This is a genomic window from Flavobacterium sp. JAS, from assembly GCF_020991455.1.
Classification (GTDB): Bacteria; Bacteroidota; Bacteroidia; order Flavobacteriales; family Flavobacteriaceae; genus Flavobacterium.
This window is the reverse complement of the sequence record NZ_JAJMOX010000008.1, coordinates 270,451-289,665: the sequence shown is the minus strand read 5'-3', so window position 1 is coordinate 289,665 and position 19,215 is coordinate 270,451. Positions and strand designations below refer to the sequence as shown.

Genomic DNA, 19,215 nt, shown 5'->3' with positions numbered 1-19,215 from the left:
TTATTTTTTCAAATCAATTTCTTCCGTTACCCCATCTTTTGTTACTTTGGCAAGAGTGTCACAGCTTCCGTCTCCAAAATCAACAATAGCAACAGCTCCATTTTTGGTAATAGAAACAACCCCTTTTACAGCAAATGATTTTCTGCATGATGAATCAAATTCAAGCGGAGTTGTAATTTCGGCCGACAAAGTATCTCCATTAGGAAAAGTTGTTGTTCCGCTTCCTGTTACTAAATAAGCATCATCTTCCCAATCAAACCAGGTATCATAACCAGCAACCATTTCTTTTACCAATGAGCCTTTTCTTGTATAAACACCGCCATCATCAAAAGTAATGGTCATATCGATCGTTGCGGTCAAAACCGGATGCTCTGTTGCCAATAAATTAGTTGTTTTTATAGTTCTAACGATGCTTTTGCTTCCTTGAAGTTTTTTGCCGTTATGGTAAAATCCGTCAAAAGTATAACTGATAGTTTGAGTAGAAGAAGAGAAATCATTGGAGAATGAGATAACCATTTTTCCTTTAACAATATTTCCGTTATTCAGTGTACATCCTTCAATGCCAAAATCGACTGTTTTTGTCCAGGTATTGTTCGTTAAAACTGTTGTAATAGTAGCACAACTTGGTAAATAGCTTTTTACGGGACCACTGGGTTTAGCAGTGATATTTTGTTGTGCGTTAAATTGATCTTCAGCAATATTAGTCACATCTTCAATTGAGGCATCAATTTTAGAAGTAGTAATAATTTCATTGTTAGAAATTGCTGCAGTAGTTCCGTCATTTGTTTTTTCATCAGAATTACAACTAACAAAAAAAGATAAAGCGACTAATGTTCCAATAAATAAAACTTTTGTTTTCATAATAAATAGGTTAAGGGGTTTTACTTTTAAATAATGAATTCAAATTAGGCTTTATAAAAAACGTTCTTGGTAGAGTTTTTTTAAGTTTATGCATAAATTATTGTTATACTAACTTAAAATAGACAACGTTTTTTTATTTAAAATAGTATATTTGGGATCGAAATGAATATTACTTCTCAAATAAAACAGCCCATCTTTAACGAGATGGAACTTTTTGAAAAAAAGTTCCATGAATCGATGACCTCAAAGGTGGCTTTACTGAACCGTATTACTTATTATATCGTAAATAGAAAAGGAAAACAAATGCGTCCGATGTTTGTTTTTCTAACCGCTAAAATGGTTTCGGGTGGTATTGTAAACGAGCGAACGTATCGTGGTGCATCTGTAATTGAGCTTATTCATACCGCAACTTTAGTGCACGATGATGTGGTGGATGATAGTAATCGCCGCCGCGGATTTTTCTCTATCAATGCACTTTGGAAAAATAAAATTGCCGTTTTGGTTGGTGATTATTTACTTTCAAAAGGATTATTGCTTTCTATCGATAATGGTGATTTCGATTTACTCCGAATCATTTCTGTCGCAGTTCGTGAAATGAGTGAAGGTGAATTGCTTCAGATCGAAAAAGCCCGAAGACTTGATATTACCGAAGATGTTTATTACGAAATCATCCGAAAAAAAACAGCGACACTTATTGCCGCTTGTTGTGCGCTTGGTGCAAAATCTGTAATTGAAGATGATGCTCAGGTTGAGAATATGCGCATGTTTGGGGAGCTTATCGGGATGGCTTTTCAAATCAAAGACGACTTATTCGATTATAGCGAAGAAGCCATCGGTAAACCAACCGGAATTGATATTAAAGAGCAAAAAATGACTTTGCCTTTAATTCATGTTTTAAATACTTGTACTCCGCAAGAAAAAAAGTGGTTGATAAACTCCATCAAAAACCACAATAAAGACAAAAAACGTGTTAAAGAAGTTATTGCTTTTGTAAAAGACAATAATGGTTTGGCTTACGCTGAAAATAAAATGGTAGAATTCCAGCAGGAAGCACTTTCATTACTTCAAAACTTTGAAGATTCTGAGTTCAAAGATGCTCTTATTTTAATGGTTAACTACGTTATTGAAAGAAAAAAATAATTAGATAATTTGTCAATTAGAAAATTAGATAATTGATTTACTTGGCTGTATATCAGTTATTTTGGTTTTTTGTTTTGGAATTTGGAATTTATTTTTTGTTTTTTTTTAATTCAGATGCAACCATTTTACAACCTAACTCGTCTATGCTAATAGAAGTCTGTTAGTAAACCAAAACCTGAATGCTTATTAATGAAAATTATTCATTTACATCAAGAAGAAACCGAAATTATAAAGTTGGCTGTCGAAAATAATCGGCAAGCACAACAACAGATTTATACTCGGTTTTCTCCAAAGATGCTAAGCGTTTGTCGACAATATATAAAAGATATTCAATTGGCCGAAGATGTAATGATAACCGCTTTCATGAAAGTGTTTACCAACCTAAACAAATTTGAGCATAAAGGAAGTTTTGAAGGATGGATTCGCCGAATTATGGTCAACGAATGTATCTCTTATTTAAGAGTTCAGAAAAAAGTAAAGTTTACAGAAGATGAAATTTATGTCGAAGAAAGTTTTAATGCAATTGACAGCAAATTTTCGACAGATCAGATTCAGTTTTTAATAGACGCTCTGCCGGACGGTTATAGAATGATTTTCAATTTATACGCCATAGAAGGATATAAACACAATGAAATTGCCACGATGCTGGGGATTAATGAGGGAACATCGAAATCGCAATTATCGCACGCAAGAAAGATGCTACAAACACAAATTAATATTCTAAAAAAACAAGATAATGGAACCGAATAATTTTGAAAAGGATTTCCGTGAAAAACTAAATCAACGTACGATCGAACCAAGCGATAAAGCCTGGGACAGATTAGATGCGATGCTGAGTGTTGCTGAAGAAAAGAAACCTACAGTTCGACTTCGCTCACTGCAAGCTTCAAAAAGAAAATGGTTGTATATCGCAGCCAGTATTGTCGGTTTCTTATTAGTTGGAACTTTTTACTTTAATCAGAAGAAAAGTGTTGTTGAAACTCCAAAAAATAATATTGTAATAGAAGAAAATACAAAGAAAGATTCGGTTGTAAAACCAACTTTAAATACAATAGATTCAGTTAGAACTGAAGTTGCAACTTCAGAAAAAGAATCTGTTCGGGAGTCTGAAAAACAAGGGAATAATCACCCCGATGTTTTAAAGTTAAATTCAAATAAACCAAGCAAAAACGAAAAAAATCAAGTAGCGGAGTCTTCAGTCATCATCAAAAACAATCCAGAAAAACGATCAATCAATACTGCAAATCCAACTGTTGAAACTTCTAAAAAAGAAAGTGTCGATCAGTTGTTACTTTCGGCCGAAAAAACTGTAGTTGCAGAAAATTCGGTTAAACCGAAAGCAAAAATCAAAGTAAATGCCAACGATTTACTAAATCAGGTCGATGGTGAATTAGAACTTTCTTTTAGAGAAAAAGTAATTACAAAAGTCAATAAAAATTATCAAACCGTAAAAGTGGCTTTGGCAAATCGAAATCAGCAGGAATAGAGAGTATAGAAGAAAGAGTATAGAAGAAAGAAGCAAGAATGTAGAAGATAGATTTTTAGTTCCGGAGGAACGATCCATATTGTAGCGTCGGGTTTTAATCCGATGGATATGGAATATAGAATTTACAAATCACAATTAATAATTAAATAATCATCAATCAATAATCAATTTTTAAAAAAATCAATCATGAAAAATTTTACTATTTATCTCGTTATCCTCATTTTTTTGTTTGTAAGCAAAGTAATGGGACAGGAAACTTTTGAATCTAAAGCAAGGCAGATTGCTAATAAAATAGAAAAGATAACCAAGGAAGAAAAAGGAACTTTAAAAGAAGAAGTTGAAGCCGTAAACGTTCAATTGTCTGAAGGGAAAATTACGCAGGAAGAAGCCGATAAGCGTAAAAAAGAACTGGCAGAAGTCAGAGCAACAATTATTGAACAAAAGGTAACCGAAGCGCAAAATGAACTTAATGATTTAGTACAGCAAAAAGTAGATGGAAAAATCAAAGAAGGAGATTCGATAAAAAAACATAGATTGGTTATTCATTGGAATGATAAAGAATGGAAGGATAATAAAAAGAAAAAAGATTCTATTCGTGGCGAAAAAAGAACTACATCGCAATTTGTGTTTGCAGCGGGTTTGAATAATATGATGGTCGACGGAAAACTTCAGGATTCAAATTATAGTTTTGTAGGTTCGCATTTTTATGAATGGGGTTTTACCTATAATTCAAGATTAATGAAAAACGACAACTTGTTGCATGCCAAATACGGACTTTCATTAATGTATAATAATATTCGTCCAACAGACAATCGCAATTTTGTTGTAGATGGAGATCAAACAGTGCTACAGAAAAATGCGATAAATCTTGATGAATCTCGTTTTAGAAACGTTTACATTGTTTTGCCAGTTCATTTAGAATTTGATTTTTCTAAACCTAAAATAGTTAACGGAAAAACTTATTTTAAAACACATCAAAGCTTCCGTTTTGGAATTGGAGGATACGCAGGAATCAACGTAAAATCAAAACAGATTCTAAAATACGACCAGGACGATTTAGATTATAAAACGAGAATAAAAGGAGATTATAACGTAAATAATTTTATCTACGGATTGAGCTCTTATATAGGTTATAAAGAAGTGAGTTTGTATATGAAATATGATTTGAATCCGCTGTTTCAAGATAATTTAGTGAAAGAAAATAATATTTCGCTAGGATTAAGACTTGATTTAAATTAAAAATTTAGTTAATTGGTTAGTAGAGAAAGCATTTCGAAAGAGGTGCTTTTTTTATTTGAAATCATCCTATTTCAAGATGGATTTGTGTACTTTTACAGACTTCAAATTTTTAAAATATTTTACGTTTTGATTTCACAAGCCACAATTGATACTGTTTTTGAAACTGCTCGAGTAGAGGAGGTTATTGGTGATTTTGTTAATTTAAAACGTGCCGGAAGTAATTTCAAAGGGTTGAGTCCATTCTCAGACGAGCGTTCTCCATCGTTCATGGTGTCGCCTGCAAAAGGAATCTGGAAAGATTTTAGTACAGGAAAAGGCGGGAATTCTGTAAAATTCCTGATGGAGCACTCACAGTTTACCTATCCGGAAGCCATTCGATATTTAGCCAGAAAATACAATATTGAAATTGAAGAAACAGAACAGTCCGATGCTGAAAAAGCCATGACTGATGTTCGTGAAAGTATGTATTTGGTTTCGGAATTTGCAAAGGAATATTTTAATGATATACTTTTAAATTCAGAAGAAGGAAAAGCAATTGGACTTTCGTATTTCAAGGAAAGAGGTTTTACAAATGAAACAATTAAAAAGTTTAGTTTAGGATATTCGCCGGAAACCTGGGATGCTCTTACTAAAGAAGCTTTGGGTAAAGGATATAAACTGGAATTTCTGGAAAGTACGGGTTTGACAATTGCAAGAGAAGATCGACCTTTTGACCGTTTTAAAGGCCGTGTAATGTTTCCTATTGAAAGTATGTCCGGACGTGTTTTAGGATTTGGAGGACGTATTTTAACCAATGATAAAAAGGCGGCAAAATACTTAAACTCGCCTGAAAGTGATATTTACCATAAAAGTAAAGTCCTTTACGGAATTTTTCAGGCTAAGCAAGCAATCGCAAAACAGAATAATTGTTATTTGGTTGAAGGTTATACCGATGTAATTCAGTTTAACCAAGCCGGAATCGAGAATGTTGTTGCTTCTTCAGGAACAGCTTTAACGCCAGATCAGATTCGTTTGGTAAATCGTCTAACGAGAAATATTACAGTGCTTTTTGACGGAGATGCTGCAGGATTACGTGCTTCTATTCGAGGAATCGATTTGATTTTGGAAGAAGGAATGAACGTGAGAGTTTGTGGTTTTCCTGACGGAGAAGATCCGGATAGTTTTGCCAGAAAAAATTCTCATGACGAGTTAGTTACTTATTTAGAAGAAAATAGTAAAGATTTTATACAGTTCAAAGCATCGCTTTTAATGAAGGAAGCTAAGAACGACCCTATAAAAAAGGCCGATTTGATTCGCGACATGGTTACGAGTATTTCCAAGATACCAGATCGTATTCAACGAGAGGTATATACTCAGGAATGTGCAAGGATTATGGATATTTCAGAGCAGGTTTTGGTAAGTACATTGGCACAGTTGATTCAAAAGGATCTTGTAGAAGCTGGTAAAAAGCAAAAGCAGGAACAAAAACCTTTTGAAGTTTTTAGAAACCAAAATAATACGTATTCAGGAGGAGATCCGGATGATCCAAGAACAGGACCGCCGGAGGATTATCCTGGGGATATGGGATATCCGGCACAGCAACAACAAACGGAAAAGGTTGATATATTATATCGTCTGGAGCGAAAAGTAATTGAGATTTTATTGCTTTACGGCGATAAGACCGAAGAATTTGAAGATGTGCTCTTAAAAAATAATGGAGAAGGTGAGGTTGTAATGGTTTCTGAAATGAGACAATATAAAGTTTTTCAGCGAATTTATTTGAGTTTGCAGGAAGATGAGGTAGAACTTTCGAATCCTTTATTTCGAGATATTTTTACCAATTTAATTGGTTTTTATCATCAGAATGAAAAATTTAATCTTGAAAAATATTTAATGCACTTGCAGCCTGATTTTGCTCAGGAAGTTACTGATATTTTGATGGAAGATGAGCGATTGACTCTTCACGATTGGGAAGGACAGAATATTTTTTCGAAAATGAAACACGAAACGATTGCGCAATACGTTACTGAAACAATTATGTCTATGCGCTGGTTTTTGGTTGGTCGAATTATCGAAGAATTAAAAAGCTCTATAAAACCTGATAATTCAGATAATACAGAGCTTTTATCGATGGTGGTGGATTACTCAAAACTAGTTAATACGTTTTCGAAAAAACTGGGAAGAGTAATGTCAAGATACCATTAAATAATTTCTAAAGTCTTTGCTTTGTTCACAAGATCTACTAAATTAGTAACATTTAATTTAGTCAATAATCTTAATTTGTAAGTACTGATCGTTTTTTCGTTCAGATTTAAGATTTTAGAGATTTCATTGTTCTTTTTACCATCACTTAAGTAACGCAAAACTTCAATCTCGCGATTTGACAGTTTTCTGTACAGACGTTCGCTTTTGCTTTGTTTAGCAATTAGAGCCATGTTTTTACGTACAGTTTCGTTGATGATAATTTTTCCTTCATGTACTTTAATAATAGAAAGACCTAAAGTTTCAAGTTTTTCTGTTTTGTGCACATACCCAGAAACTCCTGCTTTGATTGCATTTGGAGCATACATTTGTTCAGCGAGGTCACTAAAAATTACAATTTTTGTTTTTGGGAAGTTTTTCAGGATAGATTTTACTTCAAAGATACTTGAAAGACCTTCTAACTCTAGATCTAGAATTAGGATGTCAATCTCCTTCGTTTGAAGAATATCTCTAACCATTGAAAAATTGCCTACGTTGGCAACAATTGAAATTTGATCGTGGTCTTTAAAATAAGACTTAACGCCAAAGTGAGTCACAGGATGATTGTCTGCAAGACATACTTTAATCATAATTTTTACCTTTTTTAGAATTGTTCATGTTTTTGGAGCTGTAAAATTAATAAATAAATTCTGTAATTAATTGCAGGCAAATGTTAAAAAGTTTTATTTTAACGTTTTTGGTATAATGCAGACAGGTATTGCATCCATTTTATGCTTGTTACTGGTGTTTAAACGTTTATAAATTTCAAAGACAGATTTTTCTCTCCCACTATAGTCAGCTGGCGTATTTCCTGACTCCGCGGCCAACATCGCCCATTCAAGTTCGTCATAACTGGCTCCTAATTGGTCCTCATCAGTACGATTATCTCCAAAAAGCCCATCAGTTGGTGCTGCTGTTAAAATTGATTGCGGAATTGTTAAAAATTCTCCCAGAGCATACACATCTGATTTCATTAGGTCAGCTATCGGACTTAAATCGACTCCGCCATCTCCATATTTGGTGTAAAATCCTACTCCAAAGTCTTCAACTTTGTTTCCGGTTCCGGCAACTAATAACCCGTGAATTCCTGCCAAATAATATAACGAGGTCATTCGCAAACGAGCACGGGTATTGGCCAGTGATAAGCTTACTTTTGCTTCATCTTCTGTTTTTGGTACAGAACTTCTAAAAGCTTCAAAAGTGGCTGTTAAATCAGTTTCTACATTCGAAACATTCGGAAAACGTTTCTTTAGTTGCTCAATATGTTCTCTTCCTCTTGAAACCTGGCTTTCGGCTTGGTGAATTGGCATTTCTACACATAAAACTTTCAAACCGGTTTGGGCGCATAATGTAGAAGTTACCGCAGAGTCAACTCCGCCGGAAATTCCAATTACAAAACCATTTACTTTTGCATTGTTAGCATAATTTTTCAACCACTCTACAATGTGGTTATTCACTTTTTCTGTTTGAATAGTACTTTTTTTAGCCATAATAGTTCAAGTTTTAAGATGCAGGGGTGTATATTTGCACAAATATTTTTAAGTAACGTTTATTTAAAATATAGGCAACACAAATCTAATTAAAATAAAATGAAAATATATCGCTTTGTAGTGGTTCTATGCCTGTTTTTTTTGTCCTGCGATCAAAAAACTAAAGTCGAAAAAGCAGTAGAAGAAATTCCGGTTGACATTAAGGTTGAACGTTTTGATAAGGTGTTTTTTGAAACCAAACCCGAAGATTTAACTAAAGTAAAAAAGCAATTCCCTTTCTTTTTTCCGGCAGGAAATGACGATAATATTTGGTTAAAGAAAATGCAGGATCCGCTTTGGAAAGAAGTGTATGAAGAAGTGCAAAAAAAATACAGCAATTTTGAACCGGTTCGTCAGGAATTCAATACGCTTTTTCAGCATGTAAAATATTATTTTCCTAAAACTAAAACACCAAAAGTTATTACAGTAATTGGGGAAATGGATTATAATGCCAAAGCAATTTATGCAGACAGTCTAGTAATTGTTGCATTAGAATTGTATTTGGGTAAAAATCATAAGTTTTATGAATTCCCGAATTATCTAAAGGAAAACTTCGAAGAAAAGCAAATTATGCCAGACGTAGTTTCAAGTTTTGCATATAGAAATATTCCGGCTTCTCCAGATAAAGATTTGCTTTCTCAAATGATTTTTGAAGGAAAACAATTGTATGCAAAAGATTTACTTCTGCCTGAATATTCAGATGCTGAAAAAATGGGTTATACGCCGGAGCAAATAAAATGGTGTGAGGAAAATGAAGCATACATGTGGCGTTACTTTATAGAAAGTGAAATGTTGTATAATGCAGATCCTAAATTAACGATGCGTTTTATGACGCCAGCTCCATTTTCTAAATTTTATTTAGAAATAGATAATGATTCACCCGGAAGAGTTGGTGCCTGGATTGGCTGGCAAATGGTGCGATCATACATGAAAAATAATAATGTAACCTTGCCGGAATTATTTAAAACAAACCCAAAAGAAATTTTCGAAAAGTCAAAATATAAACCGAAGAAATAATGTCAGATACAATAAACTCAGAAATTAGATTCAATATAGAATTGGACGAGAACCGCGTTCCGGAAAAATTAACATGGACGGCGCAAGATGGCGGAGTACAAGCTCAGGATGCAAAAGCAATTATGTTGTCGATTTGGGACAGCAAAGTAAAAGAAACCATGCGTATTGATTTGTGGACAAAAGATATGCCGGTTGATGAAATGAAAATTTTCTTTCATCAGACTTTAGTAGCAATGGCAGATACTTTTAAGCGTGCAACAGACGACGAAAAGATGTCAGATACAATGAAAGATTTCTGTGATTATTTTGCAGAAAAACTGGAACTTGCAAAATAGTTAAAATTCCATTTTTTTTAAGTCCCAAATTCCAATCTTAAAGTTGGAGTTTGGGATTTTTTATTTGGAGGTTTTCAAAATTTGAGATTTTAATATTAACTTTAGAGAAGTAAAATTAATTTGTCGTTGACGTAGTTGATGGTCTAAGAAAAATTTAATAATATGTTATTTCCATTTTTTGTAAGCCTCGTTGGATTATTTTTTTTACTGGTAAACAGTATTAATTTTTTTATGACGCGAAAAAACAAAGATGTTCGATATGTCATTATTATGATCTATTTGATTTTTCTGTTTATAGAGGAATTATTGTGTAATATTATCGGATTCTGTTATCCTGGATCTAACTTTTTTCTGTCCCACTATTATTTCATTTTTCAATTCATTGCTTTAAGTGTATTTTTTTACAGCTTGTTTTTGAATATTCTATTAAAAAGAGCAGTACTTTTTTTTCTGATACTAGTTCTTTCTTTATTAGCAATACAATATTATAACACGCCAGATCTTTACTGGAGATTCAATTTGTTTGAAATAGGAACAACTTCTGCGTTACTGATTTTATACTCGTTAGTCTTTTTAATTCAGAATTTCAAAACAGCCAAACATAGTTATCAGTATTTCTGTAACGGGTTGATTATTTATTTAGCCAGCAGTTTGAGTATTTTTTTGAGTGGTAATAGTGATTCGGTAATCTTTACTGAGCCATTTGTGCTTGATTTTTGGTTCTTTAATTCACTGTTCTATATCTTATATCAATTTTTAATTTTTAAAGAATGGAAAGCTTTAAATCATAAAGAGGTGATTAGTGAATCAGATGCGGTGGATACTCTTGATTATACTGAAAATGCAAAGTAAATTCCAAATAAAAAACCCCAAATTCCAAAAGGAATTCTAAATTCAAACTTTATGACTCTAATTTGTCATTTCGACCGAAGGGAGAAATCACATTAGAAATTCCGCATGCAGAGTTGCCAATCTTTATCGGTTTACGAGTGTGATTTCTCCCTTCGGTCGAAATGACAAAACAACTCAGCAGAAACTAAATTTCCAATAAAAAAATCCCAAATCCCAATCTTAAAGTTGGAATTTGGGATTTTAAAATGTGGAATTTATTTTTTAAAACTGTGAGTTATTTTTAAAAACCTCTTGATTTACTTCGTCAATATAATTTAAAACGTCATCTTTTCCGGTTTGTTCTGTAGCAGAAGTCACGAAATAGTGAGGCATCTCTTCCCAGTTGTTGGCAAACATTTGTTTTTTGTAAGCTGCAATATGAGAATCGATTTTTACTTTACTGATTTTATCTGCTTTAGTAAAAATAATGCAAAACGGAATTTCGCTTTCTCCCATATACGACATAAATTCAATATCGATATTTTGAGCTTCGTGGCGAATATCAATCAAAACAAAAGCGCAAACCAATTGTTCGCGAGTTTCAAAATAATCTGTAATGAATTGTTGAAAAACCGATTTTGTTTTTTTAGATACTTTGGCATAACCATAACCAGGTAAATCGACAAGAAACCAATTGTTGTTAATCTTAAAATGATTAATCAATTGTGTCTTTCCGGGTCTTCCTGAAGTTTTAGCTAAGTTTTTGTGATTGGTAAGCATATTAATCAATGATGACTTACCTACGTTTGATCGGCCGATAAAAGCATATTCCGGCAAAAAATCCTGTGGACATTTTGCAACTTCAGAATTACTGATAATGAATTCGGCGGTATTAATTTTCATGTTTTTTGTTTTTAAAACCTCCTAAAAGTCGAAAGTTAGATGCTATAAATTCTTTTTAACGAGCCATTCTTCAAGAATTGTGTTGAATTCCTGAGGGTGTTCCATCATAGCAGCGTGTCCACATTTGTCTATCCAATACAAAGTTGAATTAGGCAATAATTTATCAAATTCTTCGGCAACATTTGGGGGTGTTACAGCGTCATTTTTACCCCAAATAATACAGGTTTCCACTGTCATTTTTGGTAAATCTTTTGCCATATTATGACGAATTGCACTTTTGGCAATCGTTAAAGTTTTGATTAGTTTGATACGGTCATTTACCGTTGCGTAAACTTCGTCAATAAGTTCAGGAGTTGCAATTGCGGGATCATAAAATACATCTTCAGCTTTCTTTTTGATGTATTCATAGTCACCTCTTTTTGGATAACTGTCACCCATTGCGCTCTCGTAAAGCCCAGAACTTCCGGTAATTACAAGTCCGGCTACTTTTTCAGGATACATTTTTGTATGATAAAGAGCAATGTGCCCTCCAAGTGAATTTCCTAATAAAATAACCTGATCAAAACCTTTAAAAGTTATAAAGTCTTTTACGTATTTGGCAAAGCTTTTTACGTTTGTTTTTAAAATGCTTTGAGTATAGATTGGCAAATCAGGGATAACAACTTTGTATCCTTTCGTTGGAAAATATTCGGCTACAGCATCAAAGTTACTTAGGCCTCCCATTAAGCCATGTAAAATAACGATAGGAGTTCCTTCTCCAGCTTCATAATAGCTGTATCTGCCTTCTTTTTTGTAGTGTTTGTCCATTTAATTTAATGCCAATTTCAATTTGGACAAATATAGGGTTTAATAAATAAAAATGAATTTTTGCCACCGTTTTTTAACTACATAATTTTAAAGGATTTTATAAGTGATTAAAAATCAGCTTTTAGAGGTGTTTTTACAAGAATGCCCAAATGTTAAGAAATTAGCATAATACTTATTTTTTTAAGAAAAATGATGTCTATTTTTTTTGATTGATCAGCGTTGTCAGGAATTGACTAATAATTAGTTAACGTATTGATTGTTTACGTTTTAGGAAAGGTGGTAGCAAAGTGGTTAAACTTATTAACAAAGTGGTACATTGTGGTAAATTGTGGTAATATTTTTTATATTTTTGTCCTATAACATATTAATGAATTTTTCTTGAACACAATTGTCGGAACATATGAGTGTAAAGTCGATGCTAAAGGGAGGCTAATGATGCCTGCACCTTTAAAAAAGCAATTGACTTCTTCTCTTCAAAACGGATTCGTTTTGAAGCGCTCGGTTTTTCAACAGTGTTTAGAGTTATATCCAATGGACGAATGGGACTTGATGATGCAAAAAATCAACAAGCTTAATCGCTTTGTAAAAAAGAACAATGATTTCATCCGAAGATTTACTGCTGGTGTTAAAGTGGTAGAAATTGATGCATTAGGGAGATTATTGGTGCCAAAGGATTTAGTGGCTTTTTCAGGTATTTCTAAAGATGTCGTTTTTTCATCTGCGGTTAATATTGTGGAAATTTGGGATAAGGATTTATATGAAAAATCAATAAGCGGCGAAGATATGGATTTTGCAGATTTAGCCGAGGAAGTAATGGGAAATATTAATGACGACGACAATGGAATATCATAATCCGGTTTTGCTTCATCCTACAGTTGATGGTTTAAATATTAAACCAGATGGCATATATGTAGATGTTACGTTTGGTGGCGGAGGGCATTCGAAAGAAATTTTGAGAAGATTAGGGCCAAACGGAAAATTATTTGCTTTTGATCAGGATGAAGATGCATTGGCAAATGCGTTACCAGATGAACGGTTTACCTTAATTAATGAGAACTTTAGGTTTATAAAAAGGTTTTTGCGTTTTCATGGTGTTAAAGGAGTAGATGGAATTTTGGCTGATTTAGGAGTTTCTTCACATCAGTTTGATGTTCCGGAACGAGGATTCTCAACCAGATTTGATGCTGAACTCGATATGCGGATGAGTCAAAAAAATGATTTAAATGCTTATCGTGTGGTTAACGAGTATGAAGAACAGGATTTACGTCGTGTTTTTTTTGATTATGGGGAGTTGAAGAACGCACCACTTTTGGCAAGAACAATTGTAGAAGCCAGAGAACACAGGCCAATAAAAACTACAGACGAATTAAAAGAAGTTCTGGCGAAATATTTACCAGAAAGAGTTAAAAATAAAATATTGGCTCAAATCTATCAGGCGATTCGTATCGAGGTAAATCAGGAAATGGATGTGTTGAAAGAGTTTATTGAGCAATCATTAGAAATTTTAAATCCCGGTGGAAGATTCTCAGTAATCTCTTATCATTCTCTTGAAGACAGATTGGTAAAAAGATTTATTAAAAACGGAATGTTTGAAGGAGAGCCAGAGCGTGATTTTTATGGAAACTTTTCGGTTCCATTTAAAACTATCGGAAAACTGATTGTTCCGGATGATGCAGAAATTAAGATCAACAACAGAGCAAGAAGTGCAAAATTAAGAATTGCTGAGAAGATATAATATATAGGTAGAAAATGAAAAGTGGAGTATTTGACATATTAAAAGCAAGATTTCTGATTAACGATGATGCAGTGAAAAACTGGCGTTTCATTGTTTTTATCATTCTGCTGGCGATTTTAATGATTGCAAATACGCAACGATACGAACAGAAAGTCTTTGAAATTGCAAAGCTTAATAATGAAGTAAAGGAATTGCGATCTGAATTTGTAGATCGACGTTCAGAATTGCAGAAGTTAAAAATGGAGTCTACTGTAACAAGTGAAATGGAAAAAAAGCAAATTTATCCATCAACAGTTCCTCCAGTTAAAATAGAAGTTAAAAAAGAAGAAGAAAAAAGTTTCTTTAAAAGAATATGGGAGTAGACGATAAACATATATCCTACAGAATTTACCTCGTAGCAGTTTTCATCTTTGTGATGGCAATTGCTATTGTTGTTAAGTTGACTAATATTCAATGGGTTGAAGGGGATTATTATAGAAAACTGGCAAAACAGCGTACGGTTAGAAATTTTGTAATTCCGGCAAATAAAGGAAATATCTATTCTGCTGATGGAAGTTTATTGGCAACTTCAATTCCTAATTATGAAATTAGATTTGATGCTAAAGCGCCAAAAACGGAAACATTTGAAAAATATGTTAAGGCATTATCAGATTCATTAGCAACTGTTCTGGATAGACCGGGAGGTTATTACGAGCAGGAATTAAGAAAGGCAAGAGCCAATAAAAATCGTTATTATTTGATTGCTCGTAATTTGAGCTATACGGATTATGTAAAAATAAAAGGATTTCCATTATTCAAATTAGGTGCTTTTAAAGGCGGAATTATAATTGAACAAGAAACTGTTAGAAAACATCCGATAGGGAAAATTGCAGAAAGAACAATTGGTTACGATCGTATTGATCCTGCAACTGGAATCGAAGTTGGAAAAGGAATCGAATGGGCTTTTAAAAGTTATTTGAACGGGAAAGACGGGAAAATTCTAAAGCAAAAAATTGCAAAAGGACAATGGAAACCAATCCGTGATGTTAACGAAGTAGATCCTGTTGATGGGTACGATGTCATTTCGACTATTGATGTTTTTATTCAGGATATTGCGCATCACGCTTTATTGAAACAATTAGAAGAATACGAGGCTGATCACGGTTGTGTGGTAGTTATGGAAACAGAAACTGGTCGTGTAAAAGCAATTTCTAATCTGGGAAGAGCAGAAGACGGATCGTATTACGAAACCACAAATTACGCTATTGCGGAATCTCACGAGCCAGGTTCGACTTTTAAATTAGTTGATTTAATGGCGATTTTAGAAGATAAAGTAGCTGATACAAGTACGGTTTATGATAGTCACGGCGGAGAAATAAGATATTACGGACGTGCTGTTCGTGATTCACACAAAGGAGGTTATGGTAAGGTTTCGTTAGCACGCGGATTCGAACTTTCGTCAAATACGGTAATGGTTCAGGCAGTTTATAACAATTATAAAAACAATCCATCAAAATTTGTAGATCACATTAATAGCTATGGATTAAATAAGACATTAGGATTGCATTTTAAAGGAGAAGGAAGGCCATACATTCCACAACCTGGAGACAAACATTGGTCAGGAACTACGCTTCCGTGGATGGCTTTTGGATATAATGTTTCGGTAACACCAATGCAGACACTGGCTTTTTACAATTCAGTTGCGAATAATGGAGTAATGGTAAGGCCACAATTTGTATCAGAAATTAAAGAATGGAATAAAACCATTAAGAAATTTGATGTTGAAGTGATTAATCCGAAAGTTTGTTCGCAAGAAACACTTAATAAAGTAAGAGCTGTACTGCAGAATGTAGTGAAAAAAGGAACAGGGTCTAAGTTATATTCGAAAGATTTTTCGATGGCAGGAAAAACAGGGACGGCCATGGTAAATTATAGTAAGGCAGGAAGAGAAGGAATGTATTATGCGTCTTCTTTCGTTGGATATTTTCCAGCAGATCATCCAAAATATTCTTGTATTGTGGTGGTTCACAAACCAAATACAGCTAAAAACAATTATTACGGAGCAGATGTTGCAGGGCCGGTTTTCAAGAGAATTGCTCAAAAAATATTTACAGATGCGCCTTCGACAAATAAAATTAAACAACTTGATTCTAAAATTCCGAAACAGGAAATTAGTTATGATAAGTTTGATGTAGAATCAAGAAAAAAATCAAATCAGGTTCCGGATTTAAAAGGAATGCCGGGAATGGATGCAATTGCTTTGCTAGAGAATTTAGGTTTAAAAGTAAAAGTAAACGGAGTAGGAAAAGTAAAAAAACAGTCTTTACAAGCTGGTCAAAATATTAGTAAAAACACAACAATAGTATTAGAATTATCGTGAAAATACTTAAAGACATATTATACAAAGTAGCTATCGAATCTGTAACAGGTTCGACAGAAATCGACATACATAAAATCGATTTTGATTCAAGAAAAATTGAAGCAAATGATGTTTTTGTAGCGATTCGCGGATCACTTTCTGATGGTCACGACTATATCGAAAAGGCGATTCAGCTAGGGGCTATTGCGATTATTTGCGATACTTTGCCGGCGAATATTGAAAAAGGAATTACCTATATACAAGTAAAAGATACCAATACAGCATTGGCTTTTATGGCGGCTAATTATTTTGGAAATCCTTCTGAAAAATTAAAATTAGTTGGAGTTACAGGAACAAACGGAAAAACAACGATTGCTTCATTATTGTTTCAGTTGTTTCAAAAAGCAGGTTTTAAAGTTGGTTTATTGTCAACTGTGAAAATCATGGTTGATGAAACCGAATATAATGCAACACATACAACACCGGATTCTATAACAATCAATCATTATTTAAATGAAATGGTTGAGGCTGGAGTAACGCATTGTTTTATGGAGGTGAGTTCACACGGAATTCATCAAAAGAGAACAGAAGCTTTGCATTTTGTGGGTGGGGTTTTTACGAATCTTTCGCACGATCATTTAGATTATCATCCAACTTTTGCAGAATACAGAGACGTTAAAAAGTCATTTTTTGATTCATTGCCAAAAACAGCTTTTGCTTTGTCGAATATTGACGATAAAAACGGACCTGTGATGTTGCAAAATACAGTTGCCAGAAAATTTACTTATGCCTTGAAATCTTATGCTGATTTTAAAGCAACAATTTTAGAGAGTCAATTATCAGGTTTATTGTTAAAAGTAAATGACAATGAAGTTTGGGTAAAACTTATCGGAACTTTTAATGCTTACAATGTTTTGGCAATTTACGGAACTGCTGTCGAATTAGGAATGGATAGTCTTGAAGCGTTACGCTTACTGTCTGATTTAGAAAGTGTTTCGGGACGTTTTCAATATATTGTTTCAGAAGGAAACATTACAGCGATTGTAGATTATGCGCATACGCCGGACGCTTTGGATAATGTATTAAAAACGATTAACGATATCCGTACCAAAAACGAACAATTGATTACAGTTGTTGGTTGTGGCGGAAACAGAGATAAAACCAAAAGACCAATTATGGCAAAAATTGCTACAGATCTTAGTGATAAAGCAATTTTAACTTCTGATAATCCAAGAAACGAAGATCCTGAAGTGATTTTAGATGAAATGGAAAAAGGAGTTGAAGCTCATAATTATAAAAAAGTATTAAGGATTACCGATAGAAAACAAGCAATTAAAACAGCTTGTCAATTGGCTCAGCCAAATGATATTATTCTAATTGCAGGAAAAGGCCATGAAACTTATCAGGAGGTAAATGGAGTCCGTCATCATTTTGATGATATGGAAACTGTAAAAGAAATCTTAGATCAATTAAACAAATAATTATCCATTTTCAGCTTCTAAATACCACAGAATTATTTAAGAATCTGAAGTTTAAAATAAAAATATATGCTATACTATTTATTTGAATATTTCGACAAAACACTAGATATCCCAGGAACTGGAGTTTTTCAATACATCACTTTTAGATCGGCTTTAGCGTTAATGCTTTCGTTGCTTTTGTCAACGATTTACGGAAAAAGAATTATTAACTTTTTGCGCAATCAGCAGGTTGGAGAAACGGTTCGTGAACTAGGTCTTCAAGGTCAAAATGAAAAAGCAGGAACGCCAACAATGGGTGGATTGATTATCATTTTTGCAACTCTTTTACCGGTTTTGTTGTTTGCTCGTTTGCATAATATTTATATCGTATTGCTTATTGTAACCACGCTTTGGATGGGAACAATTGGGTTTATCGATGATTATATTAAAATATTCAAAAAAGATAAAGAAGGTCTTAAAGGAATTTTTAAAGTTATTGGGCAAGTTGGTTTAGGACTTATCGTTGGAACTGTTTTATATTTTAATCCAGCGGTTACGGTAAGAACTGATACTGGGTATATTGCCAATTCTAAAGTTGCTACTACAGTGGTTTTACCTGCTCAAATGGAGGAAAAATCAACTGCAACAACAATTCCTTTTGTAAAAAACAATGAATTTGATTATGCCGAATTATTAGCTTGGACTGGCGAAGGATATGAAAAATGGGCTTGGCTAATTTTTATTCCGGTTGTGATTTTTATTATTACAGCAGTTTCAAACGGAGCTAATTTAACAGACGGAATCGATGGTCTTGCAGCGGGAACTTCGGCAGTTTCGGTCTTAGCGCTCGGAATATTTACGTTTGTTTCCGGTAATATCATTTTCTCAAATTATCTAAATATTATGTATATCCCTAATTCGGGAGAAATGACAGTTTTTATATCAGCATTTGTTGGAGCGCTAATCGGCTTTCTTTGGTACAACTCTTATCCCGCATCTGTTTTTATGGGAGATACAGGAAGCTTGACTATTGGAGGAATCATTGCGGTTTTGGCAATTGCAGTTCGAAAAGAATTATTGATTCCGTTATTGTGTGGAATCTTTTTAGTAGAGAATTTCTCAGTGGTTTTGCAAGTGAGTTATTTTAAATTCACTAAAAAACGTTTTGGCGAGGGCCGAAGAATATTTTTGATGTCGCCACTGCATCATCACTATCAAAAGAAAGGATATCATGAGAGTAAAATCGTAACTCGTTTTTGGATTGTTGCCATCATGTTAGCCATATTATCAATCGTTACTTTAAAATTAAGATAA

At 33.6% G+C, this 19,215-nt stretch carries 19 protein-coding genes; 14 read left to right on the top strand and 5 right to left on the bottom strand.

Going from position 1 to position 19,215, the window contains the following annotated elements; all coding sequences use genetic code 11:
• The gene (locus LPB88_RS13895; protein WP_230716305.1) at positions 1-861 is read right to left on the bottom strand and encodes a hypothetical protein; all 861 of its coding nucleotides are present in this window, start codon (positions 859-861) and stop codon (positions 1-3) included.
• Between the two features lie 162 nt (positions 862-1,023).
• On the opposite strand from LPB88_RS13895, the gene LPB88_RS13890 reads away from it, so the two are divergent.
• The 5 genes from LPB88_RS13890 to dnaG all read left to right on the top strand — a co-directional run bounded on the left by LPB88_RS13890 (position 1,024) and on the right by dnaG (position 6,910).
• Positions 1,024-2,001 carry a polyprenyl synthetase family protein gene (locus LPB88_RS13890; RefSeq protein ID WP_110836668.1) on the top strand — a complete coding sequence of 326 codons (978 nt, stop codon included), beginning with the start codon at positions 1,024-1,026 and terminating at the stop codon, positions 1,999-2,001.
• Positions 2,002-2,190: 189 nt separating this feature from the next.
• The gene (locus LPB88_RS13885; RefSeq protein ID WP_230716304.1) at positions 2,191-2,751 is read left to right on the top strand and encodes an RNA polymerase sigma factor; all 561 of its coding nucleotides are present in this window, start codon (positions 2,191-2,193) and stop codon (positions 2,749-2,751) included.
• On the top strand, positions 2,738-3,487 hold the full coding sequence (locus LPB88_RS13880) for a hypothetical protein (protein WP_230716303.1): 750 nt from the start codon (positions 2,738-2,740) through the stop codon (positions 3,485-3,487). The genes LPB88_RS13885 and LPB88_RS13880 overlap by 14 nt, the downstream gene beginning before the upstream one ends.
• Positions 3,488-3,673: 186 nt before the next feature.
• Positions 3,674-4,726, top strand: coding sequence for a hypothetical protein (locus tag LPB88_RS13875; RefSeq protein ID WP_230716302.1), 1,053 nt, complete (start codon positions 3,674-3,676; stop codon positions 4,724-4,726).
• 126 nt (positions 4,727-4,852) lie between these two features.
• Positions 4,853-6,910, top strand: coding sequence for a DNA primase (gene dnaG / locus LPB88_RS13870; protein ID WP_230716301.1), 2,058 nt, complete (start codon positions 4,853-4,855; stop codon positions 6,908-6,910).
• Here the strand turns inward: dnaG and LPB88_RS13865 are convergent.
• Both LPB88_RS13865 and nadE read right to left on the bottom strand, forming a co-directional pair.
• Positions 6,907-7,536 (bottom strand): response regulator transcription factor, encoded by a 630-nt coding sequence (locus LPB88_RS13865; RefSeq protein WP_026730588.1) that lies wholly within the window; start codon positions 7,534-7,536, stop codon positions 6,907-6,909. The two genes, dnaG and LPB88_RS13865, sit on opposite strands and share 4 nt — an antisense overlap.
• Positions 7,537-7,629: 93 nt before the next feature.
• Positions 7,630-8,436 carry an NAD(+) synthase gene (gene nadE, locus LPB88_RS13860; protein ID WP_230716300.1) on the bottom strand — a complete coding sequence of 269 codons (807 nt, stop codon included), beginning with the start codon at positions 8,434-8,436 and terminating at the stop codon, positions 7,630-7,632.
• A gap of 99 nt (positions 8,437-8,535) precedes the next feature.
• On the opposite strand from nadE, the gene gldB reads away from it, so the two are divergent.
• From gldB to LPB88_RS13845, 3 genes are all read left to right on the top strand, one after another.
• Positions 8,536-9,492, top strand: coding sequence for a gliding motility lipoprotein GldB (gldB, locus tag LPB88_RS13855; protein WP_230716299.1), 957 nt, complete (start codon positions 8,536-8,538; stop codon positions 9,490-9,492).
• Entirely contained in the window at positions 9,492-9,827 is a 336-nt protein-coding gene (gene gldC, locus LPB88_RS13850; protein WP_230716298.1) for a gliding motility protein GldC, read from the top strand. Before gldB ends, gldC begins: the two co-directional genes overlap by 1 nt.
• Positions 9,828-10,241: 414 nt before the next feature.
• Positions 10,242-10,679 carry a hypothetical protein gene (locus LPB88_RS13845; protein ID WP_230716297.1) on the top strand — a complete coding sequence of 146 codons (438 nt, stop codon included), beginning with the start codon at positions 10,242-10,244 and terminating at the stop codon, positions 10,677-10,679.
• A gap of 261 nt (positions 10,680-10,940) precedes the next feature.
• Here the strand turns inward: LPB88_RS13845 and yihA are convergent, their stop codons facing one another.
• Together yihA and LPB88_RS13835 are read right to left on the bottom strand one after the other, a co-directional pair.
• Complete coding sequence (gene yihA / locus LPB88_RS13840) at positions 10,941-11,561, bottom strand: ribosome biogenesis GTP-binding protein YihA/YsxC (protein WP_230716296.1); 621 nt, start codon at positions 11,559-11,561, stop codon at positions 10,941-10,943.
• Positions 11,562-11,603: 42 nt separating this feature from the next.
• Positions 11,604-12,368 carry an alpha/beta fold hydrolase gene (locus LPB88_RS13835; RefSeq protein ID WP_230716295.1) on the bottom strand — a complete coding sequence of 255 codons (765 nt, stop codon included), beginning with the start codon at positions 12,366-12,368 and terminating at the stop codon, positions 11,604-11,606.
• Between the two features lie 378 nt (positions 12,369-12,746).
• Between LPB88_RS13835 and mraZ the strand changes: the two genes are divergently transcribed.
• From mraZ to mraY, 6 genes are all read left to right on the top strand, one after another.
• Entirely contained in the window at positions 12,747-13,220 is a 474-nt protein-coding gene (mraZ, locus tag LPB88_RS13830) for a division/cell wall cluster transcriptional repressor MraZ (RefSeq protein WP_089353470.1), read from the top strand.
• Entirely contained in the window at positions 13,195-14,103 is a 909-nt protein-coding gene (gene rsmH / locus LPB88_RS13825) for a 16S rRNA (cytosine(1402)-N(4))-methyltransferase RsmH (RefSeq protein WP_230716294.1), read from the top strand. The genes mraZ and rsmH overlap by 26 nt, the downstream gene beginning before the upstream one ends.
• Positions 14,104-14,117: 14 nt before the next feature.
• A complete protein-coding gene (locus LPB88_RS13820; RefSeq protein WP_230716293.1) occupies positions 14,118-14,465 on the top strand; it encodes an FtsL-like putative cell division protein in 348 nt (115 codons plus the stop codon).
• The gene (locus LPB88_RS13815) at positions 14,456-16,462 is read left to right on the top strand and encodes a penicillin-binding protein (RefSeq protein WP_230716292.1); all 2,007 of its coding nucleotides are present in this window, start codon (positions 14,456-14,458) and stop codon (positions 16,460-16,462) included. The genes LPB88_RS13820 and LPB88_RS13815 overlap by 10 nt, the downstream gene beginning before the upstream one ends.
• Positions 16,459-17,922, top strand: coding sequence for a UDP-N-acetylmuramoyl-L-alanyl-D-glutamate--2,6-diaminopimelate ligase (locus LPB88_RS13810; RefSeq protein ID WP_230716291.1), 1,464 nt, complete (start codon positions 16,459-16,461; stop codon positions 17,920-17,922). Before LPB88_RS13815 ends, LPB88_RS13810 begins: the two co-directional genes overlap by 4 nt.
• A gap of 66 nt (positions 17,923-17,988) precedes the next feature.
• Positions 17,989-19,215: a phospho-N-acetylmuramoyl-pentapeptide-transferase gene (gene mraY, locus LPB88_RS13805; RefSeq protein ID WP_230716290.1), complete on the top strand. Its 1,227-nt coding sequence runs from the start codon at positions 17,989-17,991 to the stop codon at positions 19,213-19,215.

What these genes read in the sequence shown, in the direction of transcription:
- LPB88_RS13895 (WP_230716305.1), bottom strand. Translation starts at nt 861, where the DNA reads ATGAAAACAAAAGTTTTATTTATTGGAACATTAGTCGCTTTATCTTTT.
- LPB88_RS13890 (WP_110836668.1), top strand. Translation starts at nt 1,024, where the DNA reads ATGAATATTACTTCTCAAATAAAACAGCCCATCTTTAACGAGATGGAA.
- LPB88_RS13885 (WP_230716304.1), top strand. Translation starts at nt 2,191, where the DNA reads ATGAAAATTATTCATTTACATCAAGAAGAAACCGAAATTATAAAGTTG.
- LPB88_RS13880 (WP_230716303.1), top strand. Translation starts at nt 2,738, where the DNA reads ATGGAACCGAATAATTTTGAAAAGGATTTCCGTGAAAAACTAAATCAA.
- LPB88_RS13875 (WP_230716302.1), top strand. Translation starts at nt 3,674, where the DNA reads ATGAAAAATTTTACTATTTATCTCGTTATCCTCATTTTTTTGTTTGTA.
- LPB88_RS13865 (WP_026730588.1), bottom strand. Translation starts at nt 7,536, where the DNA reads ATGATTAAAGTATGTCTTGCAGACAATCATCCTGTGACTCACTTTGGC.
- nadE (WP_230716300.1), bottom strand. Translation starts at nt 8,436, where the DNA reads ATGGCTAAAAAAAGTACTATTCAAACAGAAAAAGTGAATAACCACATT.
- gldB (WP_230716299.1), top strand. Translation starts at nt 8,536, where the DNA reads ATGAAAATATATCGCTTTGTAGTGGTTCTATGCCTGTTTTTTTTGTCC.
- gldC (WP_230716298.1), top strand. Translation starts at nt 9,492, where the DNA reads ATGTCAGATACAATAAACTCAGAAATTAGATTCAATATAGAATTGGAC.
- yihA (WP_230716296.1), bottom strand. Translation starts at nt 11,561, where the DNA reads ATGAAAATTAATACCGCCGAATTCATTATCAGTAATTCTGAAGTTGCA.
- LPB88_RS13835 (WP_230716295.1), bottom strand. Translation starts at nt 12,368, where the DNA reads ATGGACAAACACTACAAAAAAGAAGGCAGATACAGCTATTATGAAGCT.
- rsmH (WP_230716294.1), top strand. Translation starts at nt 13,195, where the DNA reads ATGACGACGACAATGGAATATCATAATCCGGTTTTGCTTCATCCTACA.
- LPB88_RS13820 (WP_230716293.1), top strand. Translation starts at nt 14,118, where the DNA reads ATGAAAAGTGGAGTATTTGACATATTAAAAGCAAGATTTCTGATTAAC.
- LPB88_RS13815 (WP_230716292.1), top strand. Translation starts at nt 14,456, where the DNA reads ATGGGAGTAGACGATAAACATATATCCTACAGAATTTACCTCGTAGCA.
- mraY (WP_230716290.1), top strand. Translation starts at nt 17,989, where the DNA reads ATGCTATACTATTTATTTGAATATTTCGACAAAACACTAGATATCCCA.